We start from the raw sequence: 21,054 nt of genomic DNA, 5'->3' as shown, positions 1-21,054 counted from the left end.
TATAAATTCTTATGAACTTTTTGAAAAATTTATTTTTATTATTTTGTTTAATATTGTTAACCTCATGTTCAAAAGATGTAGCAAAAGAATCTATTATAAATGAAAAAAGTTTAGATCTTCAAATGATAGAAGCATATAATGAGGGAATGTCTGCCTTAAAAGGTGGTGATGTGTTGTTTGCTGCAAAAAAATTTAATGAAGCAGAAATTTTATATCCACAATCTATCTGGGCCCCTAGGTCCGCATTAATGGCTGCATATTCTTACTATATTCAAGATTATCATGGCGATGCAGTTGCTGAATTAGAAAGATTTATTAAAATTTATTCAAATCATGAAAATTTAGATTATGCTTATTTTCTGTTAGCAACTTCTTATTATGAACAAATTGTTGATGAAAAAAAAGACCTTCAATCTCTATCTAAAGCAAAAGAAAATTTTTTAATTGTAATTAATTCTTATCCAAATACAGATTATGCAATTGATGCAAGTTTTAAATTAGATTTAATAAATGATATTTTGGCATCTAAAGAAATGTATATTGGTAGATATTACTTAGATAAAAAAAAATGGATTTCAGCAATAAATAGATTTAGAACGGTAGTTGACCAATATGATACTACAATTTATATTGAAGAAGCCCTTCATCGATTAGTGGAAACATATTATTTACTTGGTTTGTCTAGTGAAGCTGAAAAATATGCTAAATTATTAGGATATAATTTTCAATCATCTCAGTGGTATGAAAAAAGTTATGCTTTGTTTGATAAAAATTATGTACAAAAGCAAAAAAAAACAAAAGAACTTAATCAACAAAAAGCTAGTGATAGTTTAGTTGAAAAAATTAAATCTCTCTTTGAATGAGATGGATAAAAAAGAATTAAAAAAAAAATATAATTTTTATATAAATAATATAAAAAAATATAATCTTTCGTATTTTAATAACAACAAGTCCCTTGTAACTGATGCGGCGTATGATGAATTAAAAAAAAAAATTTTAAATCTTGAAAAAAAATACGATTTTTTAAATTCTAAAAACTCACCATCAAAATCAGTTGGGCATAAACCATCAAAAAACTTTAAAAAATTTTCTCATAAGGTTCCAATGCTATCTTTAAGCAATGCGTTTTCTGAAGAAGATTTAATTAATTTTGAGAAAAAAATTTGTAATTATTTATCCATAAAAAATCAGCTTGATATGGAGTATAGTGCTGAGCCTAAAATTGATGGTATATCAGCATCTTTGATATATAAAAAAGGAAAATTCCTAAAAGGTTTATCTAGAGGTGATGGAAAAGAAGGAGAAGATATAACAGATAATATTGCGACTATTAAAGATATTCCTAAATATATTGAATCTGATGATTTTCCTGAAGAGATAGATATTAGAGGGGAAGTATTTATACAAAATAGTGATTTTAATATTTTAAGTGAAAAATTTGCAAATCCGAGAAATGCAGCTTCTGGATCTCTAAGACAAAAAAATCCAAAAGAAACTGAAAAAATACCTTTAAAATTTATTGCTTATACTTTTGGATATGAAAGGGGTTTGTTGGTTAACAATCAATTCGATTTTTTGAAAAAATTAAATGAGTGGGGATTTATAACAAATCCATTAAATAAATTAATTTCTGGAGTTAAAAATTTAATTAAAAATTATAATGAGATAGAAAAAAAAAGATCAAACTTAGATTTTGATATTGATGGCATTGTTTACAAGATAAATGATTTTGCCATACAGAAAAGATTGGGTAATGTTGCTAATGCTCCAAGGTGGGCTATAGCTCATAAATTTTCATCAAACAAAGCAATTTCCAAAATATTAGATATTGAAATTCAAATTGGTAGAACAGGTGCCTTAACACCCGTTGCAAAAATTAAACCTATAAATATAGGAGGAGTTGTAGTTTCTAATGCAACTTTACATAATGAAGATGAAATTAATCGTAAAGATATTAGAGTAGGTGATATAGCTGTTATAGAAAGAGCCGGTGATGTAATTCCACATATAATTTCAGTTGATACAAGTAAAAGGTTAAATACTAGTAAAAAATTTATCTTTCCAAAAAAATGTCCTTCTTGTGGTTCTGATACTATTAAAGAATTTAATAAGGTTACAAAAAAAATTGATGCTGTAAGAAGATGTTCAAGTCAAGATTATTTTTGTGATAAAATTTCAATTGAAAAATTAAAACATTTTGTATCAAAAGAAGCATTTAACATTGATGGCTTTGGAAAAAGAATAGTTGAAAATTTTTGGGAATTAAAATTAATCAAATTTCCTCAAGATATATTCAAATTAAATTATGAGAAAATAGAAAAACTTGAAGGTTGGGGGAAATTATCTGTTCAAAATTTAAAATATTCAATTAATCAAAAAAGAAATATTTCATTAGAAAGATTAATTTATTCTTTGGGAATAAGACATATAGGATTGGAAAATGCAAAGTTGTTGTCAAAACATTACATATCATTTTCTAAATTTAAAAATATATCTACCAAAAGTGATTATGATGACCTAGTAAATATTGATGGTATTGGTGAATCACAAGTAAATTCGATAAAAAATTTTTTTTCGAACAAAGAAAATATTAGAGTTTTAAATGAATTGGAAAAAGTTTTGGTAATTAAAGATACTATTCAAAATTCAGATGATGGAATTTTAAATAATAAGACTTTTTTAGTCACTGGAAAATTAAGTGGAATTAGTAGGGCTGAAATTAAATCTTTAATTGAGGAAAACTCTGGAAAAACAATTAGCAGTGTATCAAAAAAACTAGATTTCTTAATAATAGGTGAGAAACCAACTAAAAGGAAAGTAGATTATGCGAAAGAGTTGAAAATAAAAATCATTGATCAATCTGAATTTTTAAAAATGCTAAATAAAACTAGCTAACCACTTTTTCTCATTTGTATTTAAATATTTAGATATCTTTGAATAAACTTCTAGATGATATTTAAACAGATAGTTTTTCTCATCAATTGTTAATAAGTCAAAATTTATTAAATCTTTCTCTATAGGTGCCATTGTCAAATTTTGAAATAACAATTTTTTCTTTATTTTTTTAACATAAACTAAATTTTCAATTCTAATTCCATATTCATTAGTTTTATAATACCCAGGTTCATTACTTAAAATCATGCCTTCTCTAATTTTTACTGTATTTATTTTTGTGATAGATTGAGGCCCTTCATGAACATTAAGAAAAAAACCTACGCCATGTCCTGTACCATGTGCATAATCTAAATTGCTTTTATTTAAAAATTTTCTTGCTCTTTTATCGATTTTTTTACCAGTATCATCTCTATTAATATCAGTCATAGCTACAGCAATATGACCTTTTAAAACCTTGGTGAAGACGTTTTTGATATTTTGTTTTTGTTTTGAAAAACAAATTGTTCTTGTTACATCAGTTGTTCCATATTTATATTGACCTCCAGAATCACAAAGGAAAATATCCTTCTTACTTATAACACGACAATTTTCTTTCTTTGCACGATAATGGACAATTGCACCATTTTCTCCAGAGCCTGCTATTGTATCAAAACTAGGGTAGAGAAAGTTTTTGTTTAATTTCCTAAAATTTTCTAATTTCTTAGACGCTTCAACTTCTGTAATATTTTTTTTATTAATTTTTTTTATCCAGTATAAAAATTTTGTTAATGCTATTCCATCTAAGATATGAGCATTAATCATATTATTGATTTCAGTTTTATTTTTGATTGCTTTTAAATGATAAATTGGATCTTCTGTTTTTACGATCTTAAATTTAGACTTTATTAAATTTTCATAAAATATTGAACAAGATTTATTATCAACAATAAAATTTTTACCCTTAAGATCCAGTATCTTACTTGGTAAATTATTTATATCTAAAAATTGATCTTTCTTAATAATTTTGTTTTTTAATAATTGCTTACATTTTTTAAAATTACTTATAAGTAATATTTTTTTTGATTTACTTATTATCAATCTTGAATTGGGAATTGGACTATTGGGACCATCTCCACCTCGTATATTTAAAGTCCACGCAACATTTTCTGGCGCACTAATAAAAATATAATCTGATTTGTTTTTTTTTAAGTATTTAGTTATTTTATTTAATTTAGAATTAACGCTTTCACCAATAATATTTTTATCTAAAGAAAAAAATGGAATAAAGGTATGCTCTTTCTGTTTTTTGATTTCATCAATTAGATTTTTTTCAACATGTTTAATTTTGTTATATTTTAAAAAATAATTTTTAATTTGAGTATTTGTAAATAACTTTGGATCTATACCAAGTGTGAGATTTTTAAATAAACTACAATTTATTAATTTTTCAAACCCATAAATATTAAAATTTTTTCCACTCTCAATTTTACTTTGAATTGTGTATCTTCCATCAGTAAACAAATAATTTTTATTTTTAAGAATTATAGCTAGACCAGCAGATCCACTAAAATTTGAAATAACTTCTAATCTATTTAATTTTGAATATTCTGTAAAAAAATCATCATTTTTTGGAATAATGTAGCCATCAATTCCATGTTTTTTAAATTTACTTCTTAAAATTTTTATATGATTTTTCATTTAATTCTTTTTTGATATCTTATCCACCCGGGACTTCTTGTTCCTTCTTCAATTTCAAAATCCTGATTAAACTCAAAATCATCATCATTGTTAATATCTTCATCGAAGAAAGAATTTTTTTCCAAATGTTTTTCTGGCAATTCATCAATGAAACGTGAAGCCATACTGTCTATCCAATCCCCTTGGTAAAATCTATTCATTGAAAAAGAAATTATAGCTTTTTTCTTTGCTCTTGTAATTCCTACATACGCTAATCGTCTTTCTTCTTCTAGGCCATTTTGCCCTTTTTCTTCAATAGATTTTTGATGTGGAAATAATCCCTCTTCCCATCCAGGTAAAAATACAACATCAAATTCCAAACCTTTCGCTGCATGCATGGTCATCATATTAATTTTTTCACCATCCCATTCTTGATCTACCGAGGTAGCTAAAGATACGTGTTCTAAAAAACTTTCTAGATTATCAAATTCTTTCATAGCACTTAACAATTCTTTAATATTTTCCAGTCTATTTTCATTATCTAAATCTTTTTTATTTTTAAGCATTGCTGAATAGCCAGACTCATCTAAAACAATTTGTAATAACTTTATATGATTTGATTTTTTTATAATTAAATCATTTCTCCACTTCATTAAAGAATTAATAAATAAACTAAGTCCAATTTTAGCTTTTGGCTTAATTAAATTTTGTTCAAGCATTTTTATTGATGCTCTTTCTAAATTTAAATTATTTTCCTTAGCAAACTCGTGAATGCTTTTTAAGGTGCTATCACCTATTGATCTTTTTGGATTGTTAACAATTCTTTCAAAAGCTAAGTCATCTTTCTCTTGATGAATTAATCTTAAGTATGCAACACAATCTTTAATCTCAGCTCTTTCATAAAATTTTGTACCACCTAATATTCTGTAGGGCATACCAATTTTCAGAAATCGCTCTTCAAATTCACGTGTTTGAAAAATGGCTCTAACTAAAATTGCAATGTTATTATAAGAGAATTTTTTTTTTATTTTTTTTTCAATTTCATCTGAAACTCCAACTGCTTCATCTTTACCATTTTTAAAACAGTTTAATTGAACTAAATCACCTTCTTCCATTGTAGTAATCAATGTTTTTCCAACTCTATTTTGATTATTAGAAATAAGGTTTGAAGCAACTGATAAAATATTCTGTGAGGATCTATAATTTTGTTCTAATCTTATTACTTTTGTATTTTCATAGACTTGGTCAAATTCTAAAAAGTTTTTAATCTCAGCACCTCTCCAGCTATATATTGATTGATCGTCATCACCAACACAGCAAATATTTTTATTTTTTTCAGATAGAAGATTAAGCCATTTACTTTGAATAAAATTTGTATCTTGATATTCGTCAACTAAAATGTATTTAAAATTTTTAGAATATATTTCCCTAATATCAGGATTAAATTCTAAAATTTTTACTGTATGTAAAATCAAATCTCCAAAATCGCAGGAATTTAAATCAGTTAATTTTTGTTGATATATTTTGTATAATGGAAGAACAGTTTTCTCATAAATGTCTTTTTTATTTATAATTACTTCGCCAGGATAAAAACCTTTATTCTTCCATCTATCAATTATTGCCAGTATAAATCTTGGAGATAATTGTTTGATATCGATATTTTCTGCTTTGCATATATTTTTTATTAATCTAATCTGATCGTCAGTATCTATAATAGTGAAATTTGAATTTAATTGTGCAGCTGAAGCATGTTTTCTTAATAATTTCGCACAAATTGAATGAAAAGTTCCTAACCAAGAAAGACCAATAGCAGCAGATCCTAAAATTTTACTAACTCTATTTTGCATTTCTTTAGCAGCTTTATTTGTAAAAGTGACTGCAAGAATTTGATTAGGAAAAGCTTTTTTTTCCTTAATTATATTTGCTATTCTTGATGTTAGAACTTTAGTTTTTCCTGAACCAGCGCCAGCCACTATTAAAAGAGGACCATCTAGATGCATTACAGCATCCTTTTGAGCTTCATTTAAACCATTTAAATATTCTCTATTTATCATTCAAAATAATGTTTTATAAGATTACTACTTAAAATGAATAATCTTAAATTAATTGCTAATTTTAATAAAAAATTCAGTAGATTTATTAATAATCTATTAGAGAAAAATTTAAACAAGTTAAATGTTGATAACTTTAAAAATTTATTAATTAACAATAAAATATTTTTATCTATTGTCGCACTAATTATTTTATTTTTATCATATCTTTCATTGCCAAACATTCATAACAAAGAGGAAGTAGCTTTAGAAATTAAAAATAATTTAAAAAACAAATTAAACCTAGAGTTTAGTTTTCAAGAAGATTTAGATTATAAATTTTTACCAAGACCTCATTTTACTACAAATAATTCTTCAATTAATTCTGAAGAGGATAAAATTGCAGAAATAAAAAAACTTAAGGTATATGTCTCTTTAGAAAATCTATTTTCTTTAAAAAATATAAAATTAAATCATGTCATATTAGAAGAAGGAAATTTTAACTTAAACAAAGAAAATTATAATTTTTTTTATAATTTATTAGATGGTAATTTTAATGATTTTAAATTTGAAATATTAAAAAGTAATGTTTTTTTTAGAAGTTTAGAAAATGAAGTTTTATTTATTAATAATATCAAAAACGCAAAATATTTTTTCGATCCTAAAGAAATTAAAAATATGCTTTATGCAAATAATGAGATGTTTAATTTACCTTATTCAATCAAAGTTTTTGATAATAAAATTGAAAAAAAAATACATTCTAAAATAAATATAGAAAGTTTAAGACTAGAAATAGACAATCAATCTTCATATGATGATACAAATTATTTAGGTTTTTCAGAAATAAATTTATTAAACTCAAAAAACTTTTTTGAGTATCAATATAAAAATGATTTGTTTGAGTTTAAATTTTTTGATAAAAAACAAAATCCTGAGTTTTCTTATACAGGTAGATTTAATTTAAAGCCGTTTTATGCAAACATAACAGGTAATACGAATAAACTAGATCTTTCCTCTTTGTTTTCGTCAAATGCGATTATTAAAGAACTTCTAAAAACCGAAATTTTAAACAATAAGAATATTGATTTTTATTTAATTATTTCTGGGAACAGCATTAAACAATTTGATGATTTTAAAAATGTTTTAATAAAATCAAAAATTCAAGAAGGTTTAGTAGATATTGATCAATCCAAAATGACATGGAAAAATAATATTAATTTTGAATTTTTAGATAGCTTGATATTTGTGAAAGAAGGAAAATTAATTTTAGATTCTAACGTTGAAATTAATATAAATAATACTGATGAACTTTACAAATTCTTACTTACTTCAAAAAATTTGAGAAAAAAGATTAGTAAAGTTAATGTTAACTTTACCTATTTATTTAATGAAAAAAATATCAAAGTAAAGAATATCAAGGTAGACGGAAAAACACTTGAAAAATCTGATTATACTTTTGATGATATTTTACTAAAAGATAACAACTTGCAAAATAAAATTTATCTCAAAAATTTATTGAATGAAGTAATAAAAAATTATGTAGGATAAATCATTTTTCTAGGATCAACTATTTTCTCGTAGTCTTTTTTACTTATTAATCCTGTTTTTAACGTCTCATGTTTTAGTGTTGTGTTATTTTTTAAAGCTGTTTTAGCTATTTTGGCAGCATTATCGTAACCAATATGTGGGGCCAAAGCAGTTACTAACATTAAAGAATTATCTAAATGCTCTTTTATTTTCTTTTTATTAGCTTTAATTCCTTTAACACAATAAAGCGCAAAATTTTTTGTACTATCTGCCAATAAGTCAATAGATTGCAAAATGTTATGGGCAATTAATGGCTTAAACACATTTAATTCAAAATGACCATGTGATCCTGCCATAGTAATTCCATTGTGATTTCCAACTACGTTTGCACAAACCATTGTAACTGCTTCACACTGTGTTGGATTTACCTTTCCAGGCATTATAGATGAGCCAGGTTCATTTTCAGGTAGTATTAATTCTCCATATCCAGCTCGAGGACCAGATCCCAGAAATCTGATATCGTTTGAAATTTTCATCAATGCAACAGCACATGTATTTAATGTTCCAGAAAAATTTACTATTGCATCGTGTGCTGCAAGTTCAGCAAATTTATTTGGTGCAGGTTTAAATTTTATTTTAGTAAATTTTGAGATTTCTTTAACAATTTTTTTATCAAAATTTTTTTTTGAGTTTATTCCTGTTCCAACAGCTGTTCCACCTTGAGCTAAGAATAGAATTTCTTTCAATGCATATTCTATTCTTTCAATACATTTTTTTAATTGAGCATGATATCCAGAAAATTCCTGACCAAGAGATAATGGAGTTGCATCTTGAAGATGAGTTCTTCCAATTTTAACAATTTTTTTAAATTCTATAGATTTTTTCTTTAATTCTTTTTCTAAAATTTTTAAACTTGGCAACATTTTAGCTAAAGTTTGTATTGCTACAGAAATATGCATAGCAGTTGGGAAAACATCATTTGTAGATTGTGATTTATTTACATGATCATTTGGATGAACTGGTTTTTTTGTGCCTTTTTTTCCACCAAGCATTTCAATAGCTCTATTAGAAATTACTTCATTAACATTCATGTTTGTCTGAGTTCCAGAACCTGTTTGCCAAACTTTTAAAGGAAAATTTTGATCTAATTTTCCTTTAATAACCTCATCAGAAGCTTTGATAATTGCTTTTGAAATCTTACTGCTAATTAATTTATCTTTAGCATGAACTATTGCTGCTGATCTTTTAATAATAGCAATAGATTTTATTATAGAAATATTAACTAAAATTTTTCCAATGTTAAAAAATTTATTTGATCTTTGAGTTGATGCACCCCAATATTTATCACTGGGGACATTTATACTACCAATACTGTCAAATTCTTTTCTTAATTTCATTGATTAATTTTTAAGTACAAATAATTATATTAATACAACAAATTTTAAAAAACTTACAGGAGCAATATGTCGAATTTTAGTAAAGTTGGAACTTTTATGAAAACCTTTGGTCAAGATGTTAAAACTAAGCCATCTTTTAGTACCCATAAGATAAATAAATTAAGAATTGATTTAATTAAAGAAGAATTAGATGAGCTCACAGAAGCTATGAATAATAAAGATTTATTAGAAGTTGCTGATGCGCTTACAGATATTTTGTATGTAACGTATGGGGCAGGACATGCTTTTGGAATAGATTTAGATAAATGCTTTGAAGAAGTTCAAAACTCAAATATGAGCAAATTAGATGAAAATGGAAAACCAATTTATAATGAAGCTGGAAAAGTGATGAAAGGCCCAAACTATTTTAAACCGGATCTATCTAAGTTTGTAAGTTAAATTTCTAGCTTAAAGTCAACTGCTGTAGCACTATGAGTAATACTTCCTACAGAAATTCTATTTACGCCAGTTGAAGCAATCGCTTTAACAGTTTTTAAATTAACATTGCCCGAGGCCTCAGTTTCGTAATACTTTTTAGCAATTTTAACTGCATTTCTTAAATTTTTAATATTCATATTATCTAGTAGAACAGTATTAAATTTTAAACCTAAAATTGATCTAAGTTGATCAATTGTATCAACTTCAACTGTAATTTTTTTTCCTTTTTTATTTTTAATTGCTCTTATAACTAAATTTTTTAAATCTGAACTTGCGATATGGTTGTCTTTTATTAGATATTCATCACTTAAATTAAATCTATGGTTTATACCTCCTCCTAACTTAACAGCATATTTTTGAATTACTCTAAGGTTTGGAATTGTTTTTCTTGTACAGCAAATTTTAGTTTTTTTTCCAGCTAATTTAACAAATTCATTAGTCTTTGTTGCAATACCAGAAATATGTGACAAAAAGTTTAGAGCTACTCTTTCTGCAATTAAAATATTTTTTGCCTTACCTTTAATCAAAGCAACTATGGAACCTTTTTTAATTCTTGAGCCATCTTTTTTTTTGATAATAAATTTTATTTTATTATCTATTAGTGAAAAAGTTTGCTTAGCAAACAATAATCCAGCAACAACTGCATTTTGATTTGATATTAATTTAACAGTTACAACCTTATCGTTATTAATTAATGCTGAAGTGATATCTCCTGAAGGATAAAGATCTTCGTTTAAAGCTAACTTAACAGTACTTTTGATAAATTCTTTGCTTAATTTAATTTTTGACACTTATATTATCTGCCAATAGCTGCCATTCTCTCTACGGATACTCTCGCTTTTTCTATTGTTTCTTTGTCCATAATAATTTCGCCGGTTTCATTTTCTAAACAATCTAAAATTTTAGGTAAAGTAATTTTTTTCATATGCGGACACATATTACATGGTTTAACAAAATCTACATTTGGATTTTCTATTTGAATGTTGTCACTCATTGAACATTCAGTAACCATCATTACTTTTTTCGGTTGATTATCTTTTACATATTTAATCATTCCAGAAGTGGATCCTGCAAAATCACTAGCTTCAATTACATCTGGTGGACACTCTGGATGAGCAATAATTTTTATTCCAGGATTGTTTTTTCTAATATCTTCAATTTCTTTTTTATTAAATTGGTCATGTACTATACAAATTCCTTTCCAGGATATAATTTCTACATCGGTTTGAGATGCAACGTACTTTGCGAGGTAATCGTCAGGTAAAAATATAACTTTTTTTACTCCAAGAGATTTAACAATTTTTACTGCATTTGCTGATGTACAACAAACATCTGTTTCAGCTTTTACTTCAGCTGAAGTATTTACGTATGATACTACTGGAACACCTGGGTATTTTTCTTTTAGTAATCTCACATCTTTACCAGTAATTGAGGATGATAAAGAACATCCCGCTTCCATATCAGGTAAAATTACTTTTTTATTAGGGCTCATTAATTTTGCAGTTTCAGCCATAAAGTGAACTCCTGCCATTAGAATTATATCTGCTGAAGTTTTTGATGCTTCTATAGCTAGCGCAAGTGAGTCTGCAGAAAAATCAGCAACACCATGATAAATTTCTGGCGTTTGATAGTTGTGAGCTAAAATAATTGCGTTCTTTTCTTTTTTTAATTTATTAATTTTATGTATGTACGGTGCGTGCACTGACCATTCTATCTCAGGCATCACCTTTGAAATTTTTTGGTAAATTGGATCTGTTGCTTTACGTACTTCTTGTGTAAATTCCATGGAGTTTTTTACCAATTTGAAACATGCTTGTCATTCATTTATTATGAGACATATCGCGGTCGTGCTGAAATTGGTAGACAGGCACGGTTGAGGGCCGTGTGGACTAAGTCCATGAGAGTTCGAGTCTCTCCGACCGCACCAAATTTCAATTTTAACTAATCCATTCAGGTTTTTTTATACTTATTGAAGCTTCTTTAGTTTTAAATTCAAGTTTTTCATCAAAGTTTTCATCTAAAAATTTGATTAAAGCAAATGGGTAATCATTATCTATTAATACTTTACCTATTTCATTTTCATTATTAAAAATACTTTCTCCTTCATTAAGTTTTCCATTAATTATTTTTATAGGCATCAATCTTTTTGAAAGCTTATTTTTTAATTTAATTCTAGCTGTGTTTTCTTGGCCTACGTAACAACCTTTTTTAAAATCAATTCCATTTAGTTCTTCAAAATTACACTCTATACCAAATAATTTATCTTGTAATTTGTTTAAATCTTTTGGAACTATTCCTAGTTTATGACTTAAAGAATAGTATTCATTTACATCTTTATCGTGAAGATCTAATTTTTTTAAGGATAAGTAAAGTTTTTCTAAATTAATGATTAATCTTGCTCCTAATTGTTTGTTTCTTGGATCTAAAAAAATAGGATCTTCTCTATATTTAATAGTAAATCCTGATTGATCTTTTGCATCATTAAATTTCAAAAATTTTTCATGAGAAAAAGCTGCTACAACAAATTCATTACTTAGGTTAAGTAATTCAACTTTAGATCTTAGCTTATAAAGAGATAACTGTTTAAATAGTCCATTTGCTTGATATTTTTCACAATCTAAAAGATAACCTGATTTATGTTTTACAATTATAAATTCATATAAAAATTTCCCTTGTGGAGTTAATAAAGATGTAAAACAACTATTATGTTCGCTTACTTTATTTATATCGTTACTGATAAGATTTTGTAAAAAATCTTTTGCATCCTCACCATTTATATAAAGAATTGATCTATCTTCTAAAATGTAAACGTTTTTGATATTCATATTTGATTAAGTTATCATTTTAATATAATAACTTTTTCTTCAAATGTTAGATCTTATAATCAAAAATGGACAATGTTACATCGATGGTGAATTAAAAGATGTTGATGTTGCAATAAAAGATAGAAAAATTCAAAAGATTGGTCAAATTTCAGATGAAGCAAAAAAGACAGTTGATGCTGAAGGTCAAACAGTTTTACCTGGCTGTATAGATACCCAAACACATTTTAGAGAACCTGGATCAACAGATACTGAGGATCTTCATTCAGGAAGTAGGGCGGCAATAGCAGGTGGGATTACTAGTGTGTTCGAAATGCCCAATACTAATCCTCCAACTTCAAACATGAAAGAGTTTCAGAGAAAACTAGATCTCGCAAAGAATAGAATGTATTGCAATTACGCTTTCTACTTTGGAGCTACTGCTGATAATGCAGATGATTTAGCTAGTTTAAAAGATTTAGAAGGTTGTTGTGGAATTAAGCTTTTTGCTGGATCCTCGACTGGTAATTTATTAGTTGCTGAAGAAGATGATATAGATAAAGTTTTTCAAAACGCTTCCAAAGTCGTTGCAGTGCATTCCGAAGATGAAGCGATATTAAAAATTAATAAAAAATTAATTAAAGAAGGAGACGTTCACACACATCCCGTATGGAGGAGCGCAGAATGTGCGATAGCATCTACAAGAAGAATAGTTAGAATTGCAGAAAAACATAAGAAAAAAGCTCATGTTCTTCATATAACAACTAAAGAAGAAATTGATTTTCTTTCTCAGCATAAAGGCAACATTACTTTTGAGATAACTCCTCAGCATTTAACTCTCTATGCTCCAGATTGTTATGACAAACTTGGAACGTATGCTCAGATGAACCCACCATTAAGAGACAAATCTCATTATGATAGACTGTGGTATGGGGTCAGAAACAACTTCAATGATACTATTGGATCAGATCATGCGCCTCATTTGAAAGAGAATAAAGATAAAGTTTATCCAAATACTCCATCAGGGATGCCAGGCGTTCAAACTTTAATGCCAGTAATGTTAAATCACATTAATGACGGAAAGCTAAGTTTAAATCAACTGATGAACTTTGTTTGTGAAAATCCAGTTAAAATTTTTGGAATTAAAAATAAAGGATTTATCAAAGAGGGATATGACGCAGATTTTACAATTGTTAATATGAATAAAACAATTGAAATTAAAAATGAAAATATTGAGAGTAAATGTAAATGGTCTCCATTTAATGGATTTAAATTTAAAGGAACTCCTACGTACACTATAATTGCAGGAAAAATTAAAATGGAAGATGGGAAAATTTTAGGAGATCCAGAAGGAACACCTTTGAAATTTAGTTAAGCTTAACTGTAAAACTGTTTACTAGAATTACACCTAATACAATTAAAAATAATCCTAATACTGCTTGCCAAGCTAAGGTTTGCTTAAAAAATATATATCCAAGTATTGCTATTGTAAAAATTCCTAAACCACTCCATGTTGCATAAACAATTGCAATTGGAAGTTTATTTACAACAAAAGTTAATAAATAAAATGCACAAAGATAAAAAATTGATAAAGCAACAGTAGGTATAACTTTAGTAAAGTTTTGAGAAACTGGTAGTAACATTGTTCCAGCAACTTCACAAAAAATTGCAGCAATTAAAAATATATAAGTTTTAACCATTGTTTAAAATTTTATGATTTACCAAATCTTCTTTTATTTCATTCAATATTGCTGGATCATCTATTGTTGGTGGAATTTTATATTCAACACCATCTGCAATTTTTCTTATTGTTCCTCTTAAAATTTTTCCTGATCTAGTTTTTGGTAGTCTTTTTATAACAATAACAGTCTTAAATGCAGCAACAGGGCCAATTTTATCTCTAACCATTTGCACACACTCTTTTGATATAGTTTCATTATTTTTTTCAACACCTGATTTTAATACCACTAAACCAATTGGTAATTGACCTTTAAGTTTATCTGCAATTCCAAGAACAGCACATTCTGCAACTGACTGATGTTCAGACAATACTTCTTCTATTGCACCAGTTGACAATCTGTGACCAGCAACATTAATAATATCATCTGTTCTAGACATGATCCAAATATAACCATCATCATCGATGTGACCTGCATCATATGTTTGATAATAACCTTCATAATTAGTCATATAGTTTTCTTTATATCTTTGATCTGCATTCCAAAGAGTTGGGAATGTCCCAGGAGGCAAAGGTAGTTTTACAACAATGTCTCCCATTTCATTTGGTTTAGCTAAAGATTGGTCTGGTTTGATGATTTTGACATCATATCCAGGAACCGCTTTACAAGCTGAGCCATATTTGGTTTCCATCATTTCAATACCGGTACAATTTGAGCTGATTGCCCAACTAGTCTCAGTTTGCCACCAGTGATCAATCACTGGGACCTTTAATAAATTTTCAGCCCACTTGATAGTATCTGGATCTGCTCTTTCTCCAGCAAGGAACAAGCTCTCAAAACTGGATAAATCATATTTTGAGAAAAATTTACCCTCCGGATCTTCTTTCTTAATAGCTCTAAATGCAGTTGGTGCAGTGAATAATGATTTTACTTTATAATCTGAAATTATTTTCCAGAAAGCCCCAGCATCAGGAGTTCCAACAGGCTTTCCTTCAAATAATACTGTAGTGCATCCTTTGAACAATGGAGCATAAACAATATAAGAGTGCCCAACAATCCATCCAATATCACTTGCCGACCACCAAATATCATCAGTATCAATATTGTAGATATTCTTCATGGTCCATTTTAGAGCAACGATATGACCACCAATATCTCTTACAATTCCTTTAGGTGTTCCAGTTGTTCCAGATGTATAGAGGATGTAAGCAAACTCATTTGAATTCATCTCAACACAATCAGCATCTTTTGCATTTGAGATTGCTTCTTCCCAACTTATCTCTGTTGGAGCATTTAATTTGACTTCGTTTCCTGGTCTTTGGAACAAAATCATCTTTTCAATTTTATGATTGGCTATTTTTATAGCCTCATCTACTAGAGGCTTGTATTCAACTGTCCTTCCAGGCTCAAAACCGCATGAAGCCGTTACTAATAACTTTGCTTTACTGTCATCTATTCTGCTTGCAAGTTCATTTGAGGCAAATCCACCAAAGACAACTGAGTGTATGGCCCCAATTCTTGCACATGCGAGCATAGCAATTACCGCCTCAGGGATCATTGGCATGTAAATAATTACTCTGTCTCCTTTATTTATTCCTTGTTGCTTTAAGGCTCCTGCAAATCTTGATACTTTTGCCCTAAGTTCCTCATAGGTGAACTTAGATTTATTGCCTGTAATAGGACTATCGTAGATTAAAGCAGTTTTTTGAGCCCTTCCTTGGTCAATGTGAATGTCTAGAGCATTATAACAGGTGTTAGTAACACCATCTTGGAACCATTTATAGAAAGGAGGATTAGATTTATTCAAAATTTTTGTTGGTTTTTTAAACCAAAAGATATCTTCACTTGCTTCTTGCCAAAATTTTTCAGGATTTTTTATAGAATTTTCATAAATACTTTGAAATTTTTTTGACATTCTAATTTGATTCGATTTTCGATATTTTTTTGGTTTTTAACTTATAAATTGTATTTAATTTTAAAAATTCAGTAAAATCAATGCAAATTAATGACAATTAAGTCTTCATAAAACTAATTTAATTTGCTATTTAACCCCAAATTTGGCTTAGGGTTACTTAAGTCTAGTTTATATAAACTAATAAATAAAAACTAACGAAGAGGGAGTTTTTTATGAAAAAACTTAAATTGTTTGCTCTTACAGTTGTTGCTCTTATGGGTGTAACTGGTGTTGCAAACGCTGAAACAGCTATGCTGGCTCAAGACGATTTCGTAGGTATTTCGTTTTGGTTAGTATCTATGGCTTGTTTAGCTGCTACTGTATTCTTTTTCTTAGAAAGAAGTTCAGTTCCAGCTGGATGGAGAGTTTCAATGACAGTTGCTGGTCTAGTAACTGGTATTGCATTCGTACACTACATGTACATGAGAGATGTATGGATCGCTACTGGTGACTCACCAACTGTATACAGATACATTGACTGGTTAATTACAGTGCCATTATTGATGTTAGAATTCTATTTTGTTCTAGCAGCAGTAAACAAATCAGACTCTGGAATTTTCTGGAGACTAATGATTGGTACATTAGTAATGCTAGTAGGTGGATACTTAGGAGAAGCTGGATACATCAACGCTACACTTGGTTTCATAATCGGTATGGCTGGTTGGGTATACATCTTATATGAAGTATTCTCTGGTGAAGCAGGTAAGAGAGCAGCGAAAAGTGGTAACAAATCACTTGTAACTGCTTTTGGTGCAATGAGAATGATCGTTACTGTAGGTTGGGCGATCTACCCATTAGGTTACATTTTTGGTTACCTAACAGGTGGTGTAGATGCTAACTCACTAAACGTGATTTACAACGCAGCTGACTTCTTGAACAAGATCGCTTTCGGTCTGATCATTTGGGCAGCAGCTATGCAACAACCTGGTAGAGCTAAGTAGTAGTTTTACTTAAAATTTAAAAAAGGGCAGGTACAATTTTGTACTTGCCCTTTTTTTTTGTCTTATGTAAATTTATGTATAGTTATTATACTTATTTTTAATTATGGATGTAAAACTCGAAAAATGGCACAAATGCCAAGTTGATATAGAAGTTCTTAAAGAGCTTTCAAAAAAATCTGATATCAAAGGTCTTCAACATGTTTCAGTTTTTTTTGGACTGTTATTAATTACAGGAACCTTGGCCTACATAACTTGGGGCACATGGTGGTCCGCTTTTTGGTTTTTGGTTTATGGAAACATTTATGGTTTTTCAAATCCATTATGGCATGAGACAGGTCATAAAACTGCGTTTAAATCAAAATCTTTAAATGAATTCTTTTACTACATCTCTTCTTATCTTTCTAACTTTGAACCATTAAGATGGAGATACACGCACTTTGTTCATCATGGAAATACATATTCAACAGAAAATCCATTTGATCATGAAATTGAATATGGAAATAATTTAAAAGAAACTCCAAAAAATTTATTAATGAATTTAATTCCTTTTATGGAACTTATTTATTTTAAAAAAAGTATTGCTTATGAAATTATTCAACATGCATTTGGTGTACAAACTAAAGTTATGCAAGATTGCATTCCTGAAAACGCTCAATCAAAAGTAATTTTTAATTCTAGAGTTTTTGTTGGAATTTGGATTACAATTATATTGTGGTCTTTAATAGCATCATCTTGGTTGCCAGTTTTGTTTTTTTTATTACCAAAATTTTATGGAAGAACTTTACACAAACTAGTTTCTTTTACTCAACATGCTGGTTTAGCAAGAAATATTAAAGATCATAGGTACACAACAAGAGAAATGTATCTAAATCCTATTTTAAGTTTTTTATATTGGAAAATGGAATATCATGTGACACATCACATGTTTCCAACGGTTCCATCTTATAATTTAGATAAACTTCATCATCATATTAAGGATCAGTTACCAAGAACAAATGATGGTTTAATTGATGCCTACAAAGAAATTTTACCAGCTATAATGAAACAAACAGAGGACACTAGCTACTTTTTTAAGAAGGAAGTACCAGAACCTCAGAACGCATAAATCTTGTTAAGTATGTTTTTACTTACTTGCTCATTTTAGATAAAAACCTATATATAACGCATGGCTAAAATTACTTACCACACACACGATAGCAAAACCCATACTATTGATATTCAAAATGGATTAACAGTAATGGAAGGTGCAGTTCAAAACGATATTCCTGGAATTGATGCAGATTGTGGAGGTGGAATGGCGTGTGCTACTTGTCATGTTTATGTTAAAGAGGACTGGTTAGATAAACTTCCAACTAAAGAAGACGGTGAAGAAGATATGTTGGATATGGCCTATGAACCTAAACAAAATAGTAGATTAAGTTGTCAACTAATAGTTTCAGATGAATTAGACGGATTGGAAGTTACTATTCCAGAAAAGCAAGCTTAGATGAATAAAACAGATGTTTTAATTATTGGAGCAGGACCAACAGGTTTGTTTTGTGCTCATCAACTTGGAATTATTGGACTTCAGTGTGAAATCGTAGATAATCTAGACAAGGCTGGAGGGCAATGTATCGAACTTTATCCAGACAAACCTATTTATGATATTCCAGCTGTACCAGAATGTACTGGTGAAGAATTAACAAATAATCTCTTACAACAAATAAAACCTTTTAATGTAAAATTTCATTTAAATGAAAGAGTTGAGGAACTAAAAAAAGTTGAAAATCGTTGGCATGTCAAAACAAGTGGAAACCAAGAATTTGATGTAGCAGCAATTATTATTGCAGGTGGAGTAGGATCTTTTGAACCTAGAAAATTTCCAGTTAAAGAATGTGAAAAATTTGAAGGATCTTCATTATTTTATTCAATTAAAGATAAAACCATTTTTAAAGACAAAACCATCTCAATATTTGGTGGTGGAGACTCGGCTCTAGACTGGGCCATAGAATTATCAAATACATCTAAAGTAAATTTAATTCACAGACGTGATGGATTTAGTGGAGCTGAATCTAGTGTTCAAAAAGTAAAGGAATTAAATGATCAAGGAAAATTAAATTTGTACACTAAATATCAAATGGACTCAGTTATTGGTGAAAGCCAAATTAGTTCAGTAAAAATAAAACATGATGACGGTGAAATTAAAGAATTACTATCCGATTATGTTCTTGGCTTTTTTGGATTAATTATGCAGCTTGGTCCTATTTTAAATTGGGGTCTTAACATCAACAAAAAAACAGTTGAAGTAAACACTGAAAACTTTGAGACAAATGTCGATGGTATATTTGCAATTGGTGATATTTGTTCTTATCCAGGTAAATTAAAATTAATTCTTTCAGGTTTTCATGAAGGAGCTCTTGCTGCTCGAGGTTGTTTTAAGTATGCAAGACCAGACGAAAAATTAAGATTTGAATTCACAACTACATCAAAGGCTGCTCAAGAGAGACTTGGTGTAAAAAAATGATAGAATTGTTTTCTGCTAATACTCCTAATGGTTGGAAGATTGGTATTATGCTGGAAGAAATTGGTTATCAATATAAAGTAACTAAAATTGATATAGGAAACGACGAACAATTTAATCCAGATTTTTTAAAGATAAGTCCATTTGGCAAAATTCCTGTAATTACTGATCATGAAAATAATAAAAGTATTTTTGAATCTGGTGCAATATTGATGTACCTGGGTGAAAAAAGTGGAAAGTTTTATAACGAAAAAGATCGATTAGTGATTAATCAATGGTTGATGGCTCAAATGGGAACTATTGGTCCAATGATTGGTCAGCATCACCAGTTTCATCATTATAATCCTGGAAAAAGTGAATTTGGTGAACAAAGATATTTTAAAATTGCTAAAAGAATTTATGGAGAATTAGACACAAGATTAAAAGATTCTAAATTTTTAGCTGGAGATAATTACACTATAGCTGATATTGCAACATGGCCATGGTTAGCTAGACATGAATGGCATGATATTGGATTAGAAAATTACCAAAACTTATCTAGATGGTATCAAGAAATTTCTGAACGTGAAGCTGTTATAAAAGGATATGCTTTTATGGATAAAGAGGCAAAAATTCCGAAGATTTAATTAATCATCCACATGAACTTTTTCTTCTTTTTCATGCTTTTCTTGTGCAGCGATTGTGTATTTAGCAACCGGTCTTGCCATTAATCTTTTTAAACCAATTGGTTCAGCTGTATCTAAACAATATCCGTAAGTATCATCCATAATTCTTCTTAAAGCTTTGTCGATTTCAGAAATTAACTTAATTTGTCTGTTAATTGCTTTCATCTCTACATTTTTATCGATGTATGAACTTGCTTGATCTACTAGATCTGCTGAAATATTGTTATCATCCATACTTCCATTGTATAGCGCTTCATTGTTTGATTTAATTAATTCTTTCTTCCATTCATTTAATCTCATTCTAAAAAATACTTTATGTTTTTCACACATATACTTTTCAGTTTCTTTTGGAACGTAAGTTTTTGAAATTTTTATAGGAACTTTTTTAGCTGGAGAAGCTGCAGTTTTCTTTGGCTTACTTGCAACTTTAGTTTTTGGTTTAGATACTTTTTTCTTTACTTTAGTAGTTTTAGGCATCGCTTAATTTTGAATGGCCGGAGTATATTCAGCAAAATAGGGGTGTCAAGCAAGC

General features: G+C 28.5%; 19 protein-coding genes and 1 tRNA gene. 11 read left to right on the top strand and 9 right to left on the bottom strand.

Annotated features, from left to right (window positions below; genetic code table 11):
- The first annotated feature begins 11 nt into the window (after window positions 1–11).
- Both ACTTAO_RS01735 and ligA read left to right on the top strand, forming a co-directional pair.
- Entirely contained in the window at window positions 12–863 is an 852-nt protein-coding gene (locus tag ACTTAO_RS01735) for an outer membrane protein assembly factor BamD (protein WP_440690668.1), read from the top strand.
- Between the two features lies 1 nt (window position 864).
- Window positions 865–2,895, top strand: a complete 2,031-nt coding sequence (gene ligA, locus ACTTAO_RS01730; RefSeq protein ID WP_440690667.1) for an NAD-dependent DNA ligase LigA — start codon at window positions 865–867, stop codon at window positions 2,893–2,895.
- Here the strand turns inward: ligA and ACTTAO_RS01725 are convergent.
- Together ACTTAO_RS01725 and ACTTAO_RS01720 are read right to left on the bottom strand one after the other, a co-directional pair.
- The gene (locus ACTTAO_RS01725) at window positions 2,878–4,572 is read right to left on the bottom strand and encodes a M24 family metallopeptidase (RefSeq protein WP_440690666.1); all 1,695 of its coding nucleotides are present in this window, start codon (window positions 4,570–4,572) and stop codon (window positions 2,878–2,880) included. The two genes, ligA and ACTTAO_RS01725, sit on opposite strands and share 18 nt — an antisense overlap.
- Entirely contained in the window at window positions 4,569–6,605 is a 2,037-nt protein-coding gene (locus ACTTAO_RS01720) for an ATP-dependent helicase (RefSeq protein ID WP_440690665.1), read from the bottom strand. Before ACTTAO_RS01720 ends, ACTTAO_RS01725 begins: the two co-directional genes overlap by 4 nt.
- A 33-nt stretch (window positions 6,606–6,638) precedes the next feature.
- Between ACTTAO_RS01720 and ACTTAO_RS01715 the strand changes: the two genes are divergently transcribed.
- Window positions 6,639–8,129 carry an AsmA family protein gene (locus ACTTAO_RS01715; RefSeq protein WP_440690664.1) on the top strand — a complete coding sequence of 497 codons (1,491 nt, stop codon included), beginning with the start codon at window positions 6,639–6,641 and terminating at the stop codon, window positions 8,127–8,129.
- On the opposite strand, the gene fumC is transcribed toward ACTTAO_RS01715, so the two are convergent.
- Window positions 8,117–9,505 carry a class II fumarate hydratase gene (gene fumC, locus ACTTAO_RS01710; RefSeq protein ID WP_440690663.1) on the bottom strand — a complete coding sequence of 463 codons (1,389 nt, stop codon included), beginning with the start codon at window positions 9,503–9,505 and terminating at the stop codon, window positions 8,117–8,119. The two genes, ACTTAO_RS01715 and fumC, sit on opposite strands and share 13 nt — an antisense overlap.
- A 66-nt stretch (window positions 9,506–9,571) precedes the next feature.
- Between fumC and ACTTAO_RS01705 the strand changes: the two genes are divergently transcribed.
- On the top strand, window positions 9,572–9,943 hold the full coding sequence (locus tag ACTTAO_RS01705; protein ID WP_440690662.1) for a phosphoribosyl-ATP diphosphatase: 372 nt from the start codon (window positions 9,572–9,574) through the stop codon (window positions 9,941–9,943).
- Here ACTTAO_RS01705 and nadC read toward each other — a convergent pair.
- Together nadC and nadA are read right to left on the bottom strand one after the other, a co-directional pair.
- Window positions 9,940–10,773, bottom strand: coding sequence for a carboxylating nicotinate-nucleotide diphosphorylase (gene nadC / locus ACTTAO_RS01700; RefSeq protein ID WP_440690661.1), 834 nt, complete (start codon window positions 10,771–10,773; stop codon window positions 9,940–9,942). The genes ACTTAO_RS01705 and nadC overlap by 4 nt on opposite strands.
- A gap of 5 nt (window positions 10,774–10,778) precedes the next feature.
- The gene (gene nadA, locus ACTTAO_RS01695; protein ID WP_440690660.1) at window positions 10,779–11,768 is read right to left on the bottom strand and encodes a quinolinate synthase NadA; all 990 of its coding nucleotides are present in this window, start codon (window positions 11,766–11,768) and stop codon (window positions 10,779–10,781) included.
- A 55-nt stretch (window positions 11,769–11,823) separates the two neighbouring features.
- On the opposite strand from nadA, the gene ACTTAO_RS01690 reads away from it, so the two are divergent.
- Window positions 11,824–11,909, top strand: a tRNA-Leu gene (locus tag ACTTAO_RS01690).
- A 10-nt stretch (window positions 11,910–11,919) separates the two neighbouring features.
- Here the strand turns inward: ACTTAO_RS01690 and ygfZ are convergent.
- Window positions 11,920–12,807, bottom strand: a complete 888-nt coding sequence (ygfZ, locus tag ACTTAO_RS01685; RefSeq protein WP_440690659.1) for a CAF17-like 4Fe-4S cluster assembly/insertion protein YgfZ — start codon at window positions 12,805–12,807, stop codon at window positions 11,920–11,922.
- Window positions 12,808–12,850: 43 nt separating this feature from the next.
- Between ygfZ and ACTTAO_RS01680 the strand changes: the two genes are divergently transcribed.
- Window positions 12,851–14,158: a dihydroorotase gene (locus tag ACTTAO_RS01680; protein ID WP_440690658.1), complete on the top strand. Its 1,308-nt coding sequence runs from the start codon at window positions 12,851–12,853 to the stop codon at window positions 14,156–14,158.
- On the opposite strand, the gene ACTTAO_RS01675 is transcribed toward ACTTAO_RS01680, so the two are convergent.
- Window positions 14,151–14,483: a DMT family transporter gene (locus tag ACTTAO_RS01675; RefSeq protein ID WP_440618775.1), complete on the bottom strand. Its 333-nt coding sequence runs from the start codon at window positions 14,481–14,483 to the stop codon at window positions 14,151–14,153. The two genes, ACTTAO_RS01680 and ACTTAO_RS01675, sit on opposite strands and share 8 nt — an antisense overlap.
- Window positions 14,476–16,377, bottom strand: coding sequence for a propionyl-CoA synthetase (locus ACTTAO_RS01670; protein WP_440690657.1), 1,902 nt, complete (start codon window positions 16,375–16,377; stop codon window positions 14,476–14,478). The genes ACTTAO_RS01675 and ACTTAO_RS01670 overlap by 8 nt, the downstream gene beginning before the upstream one ends.
- Before the next feature lie 212 nt (window positions 16,378–16,589).
- Here ACTTAO_RS01670 and ACTTAO_RS01665 point away from each other — a divergent pair, with 212 nt between their 5' ends.
- The 5 genes from ACTTAO_RS01665 to ACTTAO_RS01645 all read left to right on the top strand — a co-directional run bounded on the left by ACTTAO_RS01665 (window position 16,590) and on the right by ACTTAO_RS01645 (window position 20,483).
- Complete coding sequence (locus ACTTAO_RS01665) at window positions 16,590–17,357, top strand: bacteriorhodopsin-like (protein WP_262589654.1); 768 nt, start codon at window positions 16,590–16,592, stop codon at window positions 17,355–17,357.
- Between the two features lie 103 nt (window positions 17,358–17,460).
- On the top strand, window positions 17,461–18,462 hold the full coding sequence (locus ACTTAO_RS01660; protein WP_440690656.1) for a fatty acid desaturase: 1,002 nt from the start codon (window positions 17,461–17,463) through the stop codon (window positions 18,460–18,462).
- Window positions 18,463–18,522: 60 nt separating this feature from the next.
- The gene (locus ACTTAO_RS01655; RefSeq protein WP_440618771.1) at window positions 18,523–18,843 is read left to right on the top strand and encodes a 2Fe-2S iron-sulfur cluster-binding protein; all 321 of its coding nucleotides are present in this window, start codon (window positions 18,523–18,525) and stop codon (window positions 18,841–18,843) included.
- Window positions 18,844–19,860 (top strand): NAD(P)/FAD-dependent oxidoreductase, encoded by a 1,017-nt coding sequence (locus ACTTAO_RS01650; RefSeq protein ID WP_440690655.1) that lies wholly within the window; start codon window positions 18,844–18,846, stop codon window positions 19,858–19,860.
- Window positions 19,857–20,483, top strand: a complete 627-nt coding sequence (locus ACTTAO_RS01645) for a glutathione S-transferase family protein (RefSeq protein ID WP_440690654.1) — start codon at window positions 19,857–19,859, stop codon at window positions 20,481–20,483. Before ACTTAO_RS01650 ends, ACTTAO_RS01645 begins: the two co-directional genes overlap by 4 nt.
- On the opposite strand, the gene ACTTAO_RS01640 is transcribed toward ACTTAO_RS01645, so the two are convergent.
- On the bottom strand, window positions 20,484–20,999 hold the full coding sequence (locus tag ACTTAO_RS01640) for a TraR/DksA family transcriptional regulator (protein ID WP_440690653.1): 516 nt from the start codon (window positions 20,997–20,999) through the stop codon (window positions 20,484–20,486). It abuts the gene before it with no gap.
- Between the last annotated feature and the right edge of the window lie 55 nt (window positions 21,000–21,054).

Origin of the sequence: Candidatus Pelagibacter sp. HIMB1782 (assembly GCF_052047475.1) — a bacterium.
GTDB lineage: Bacteria > Pseudomonadota > Alphaproteobacteria > Pelagibacterales > Pelagibacteraceae > Pelagibacter.
This window is presented reverse-complemented; position numbering and strand designations above follow the sequence as displayed.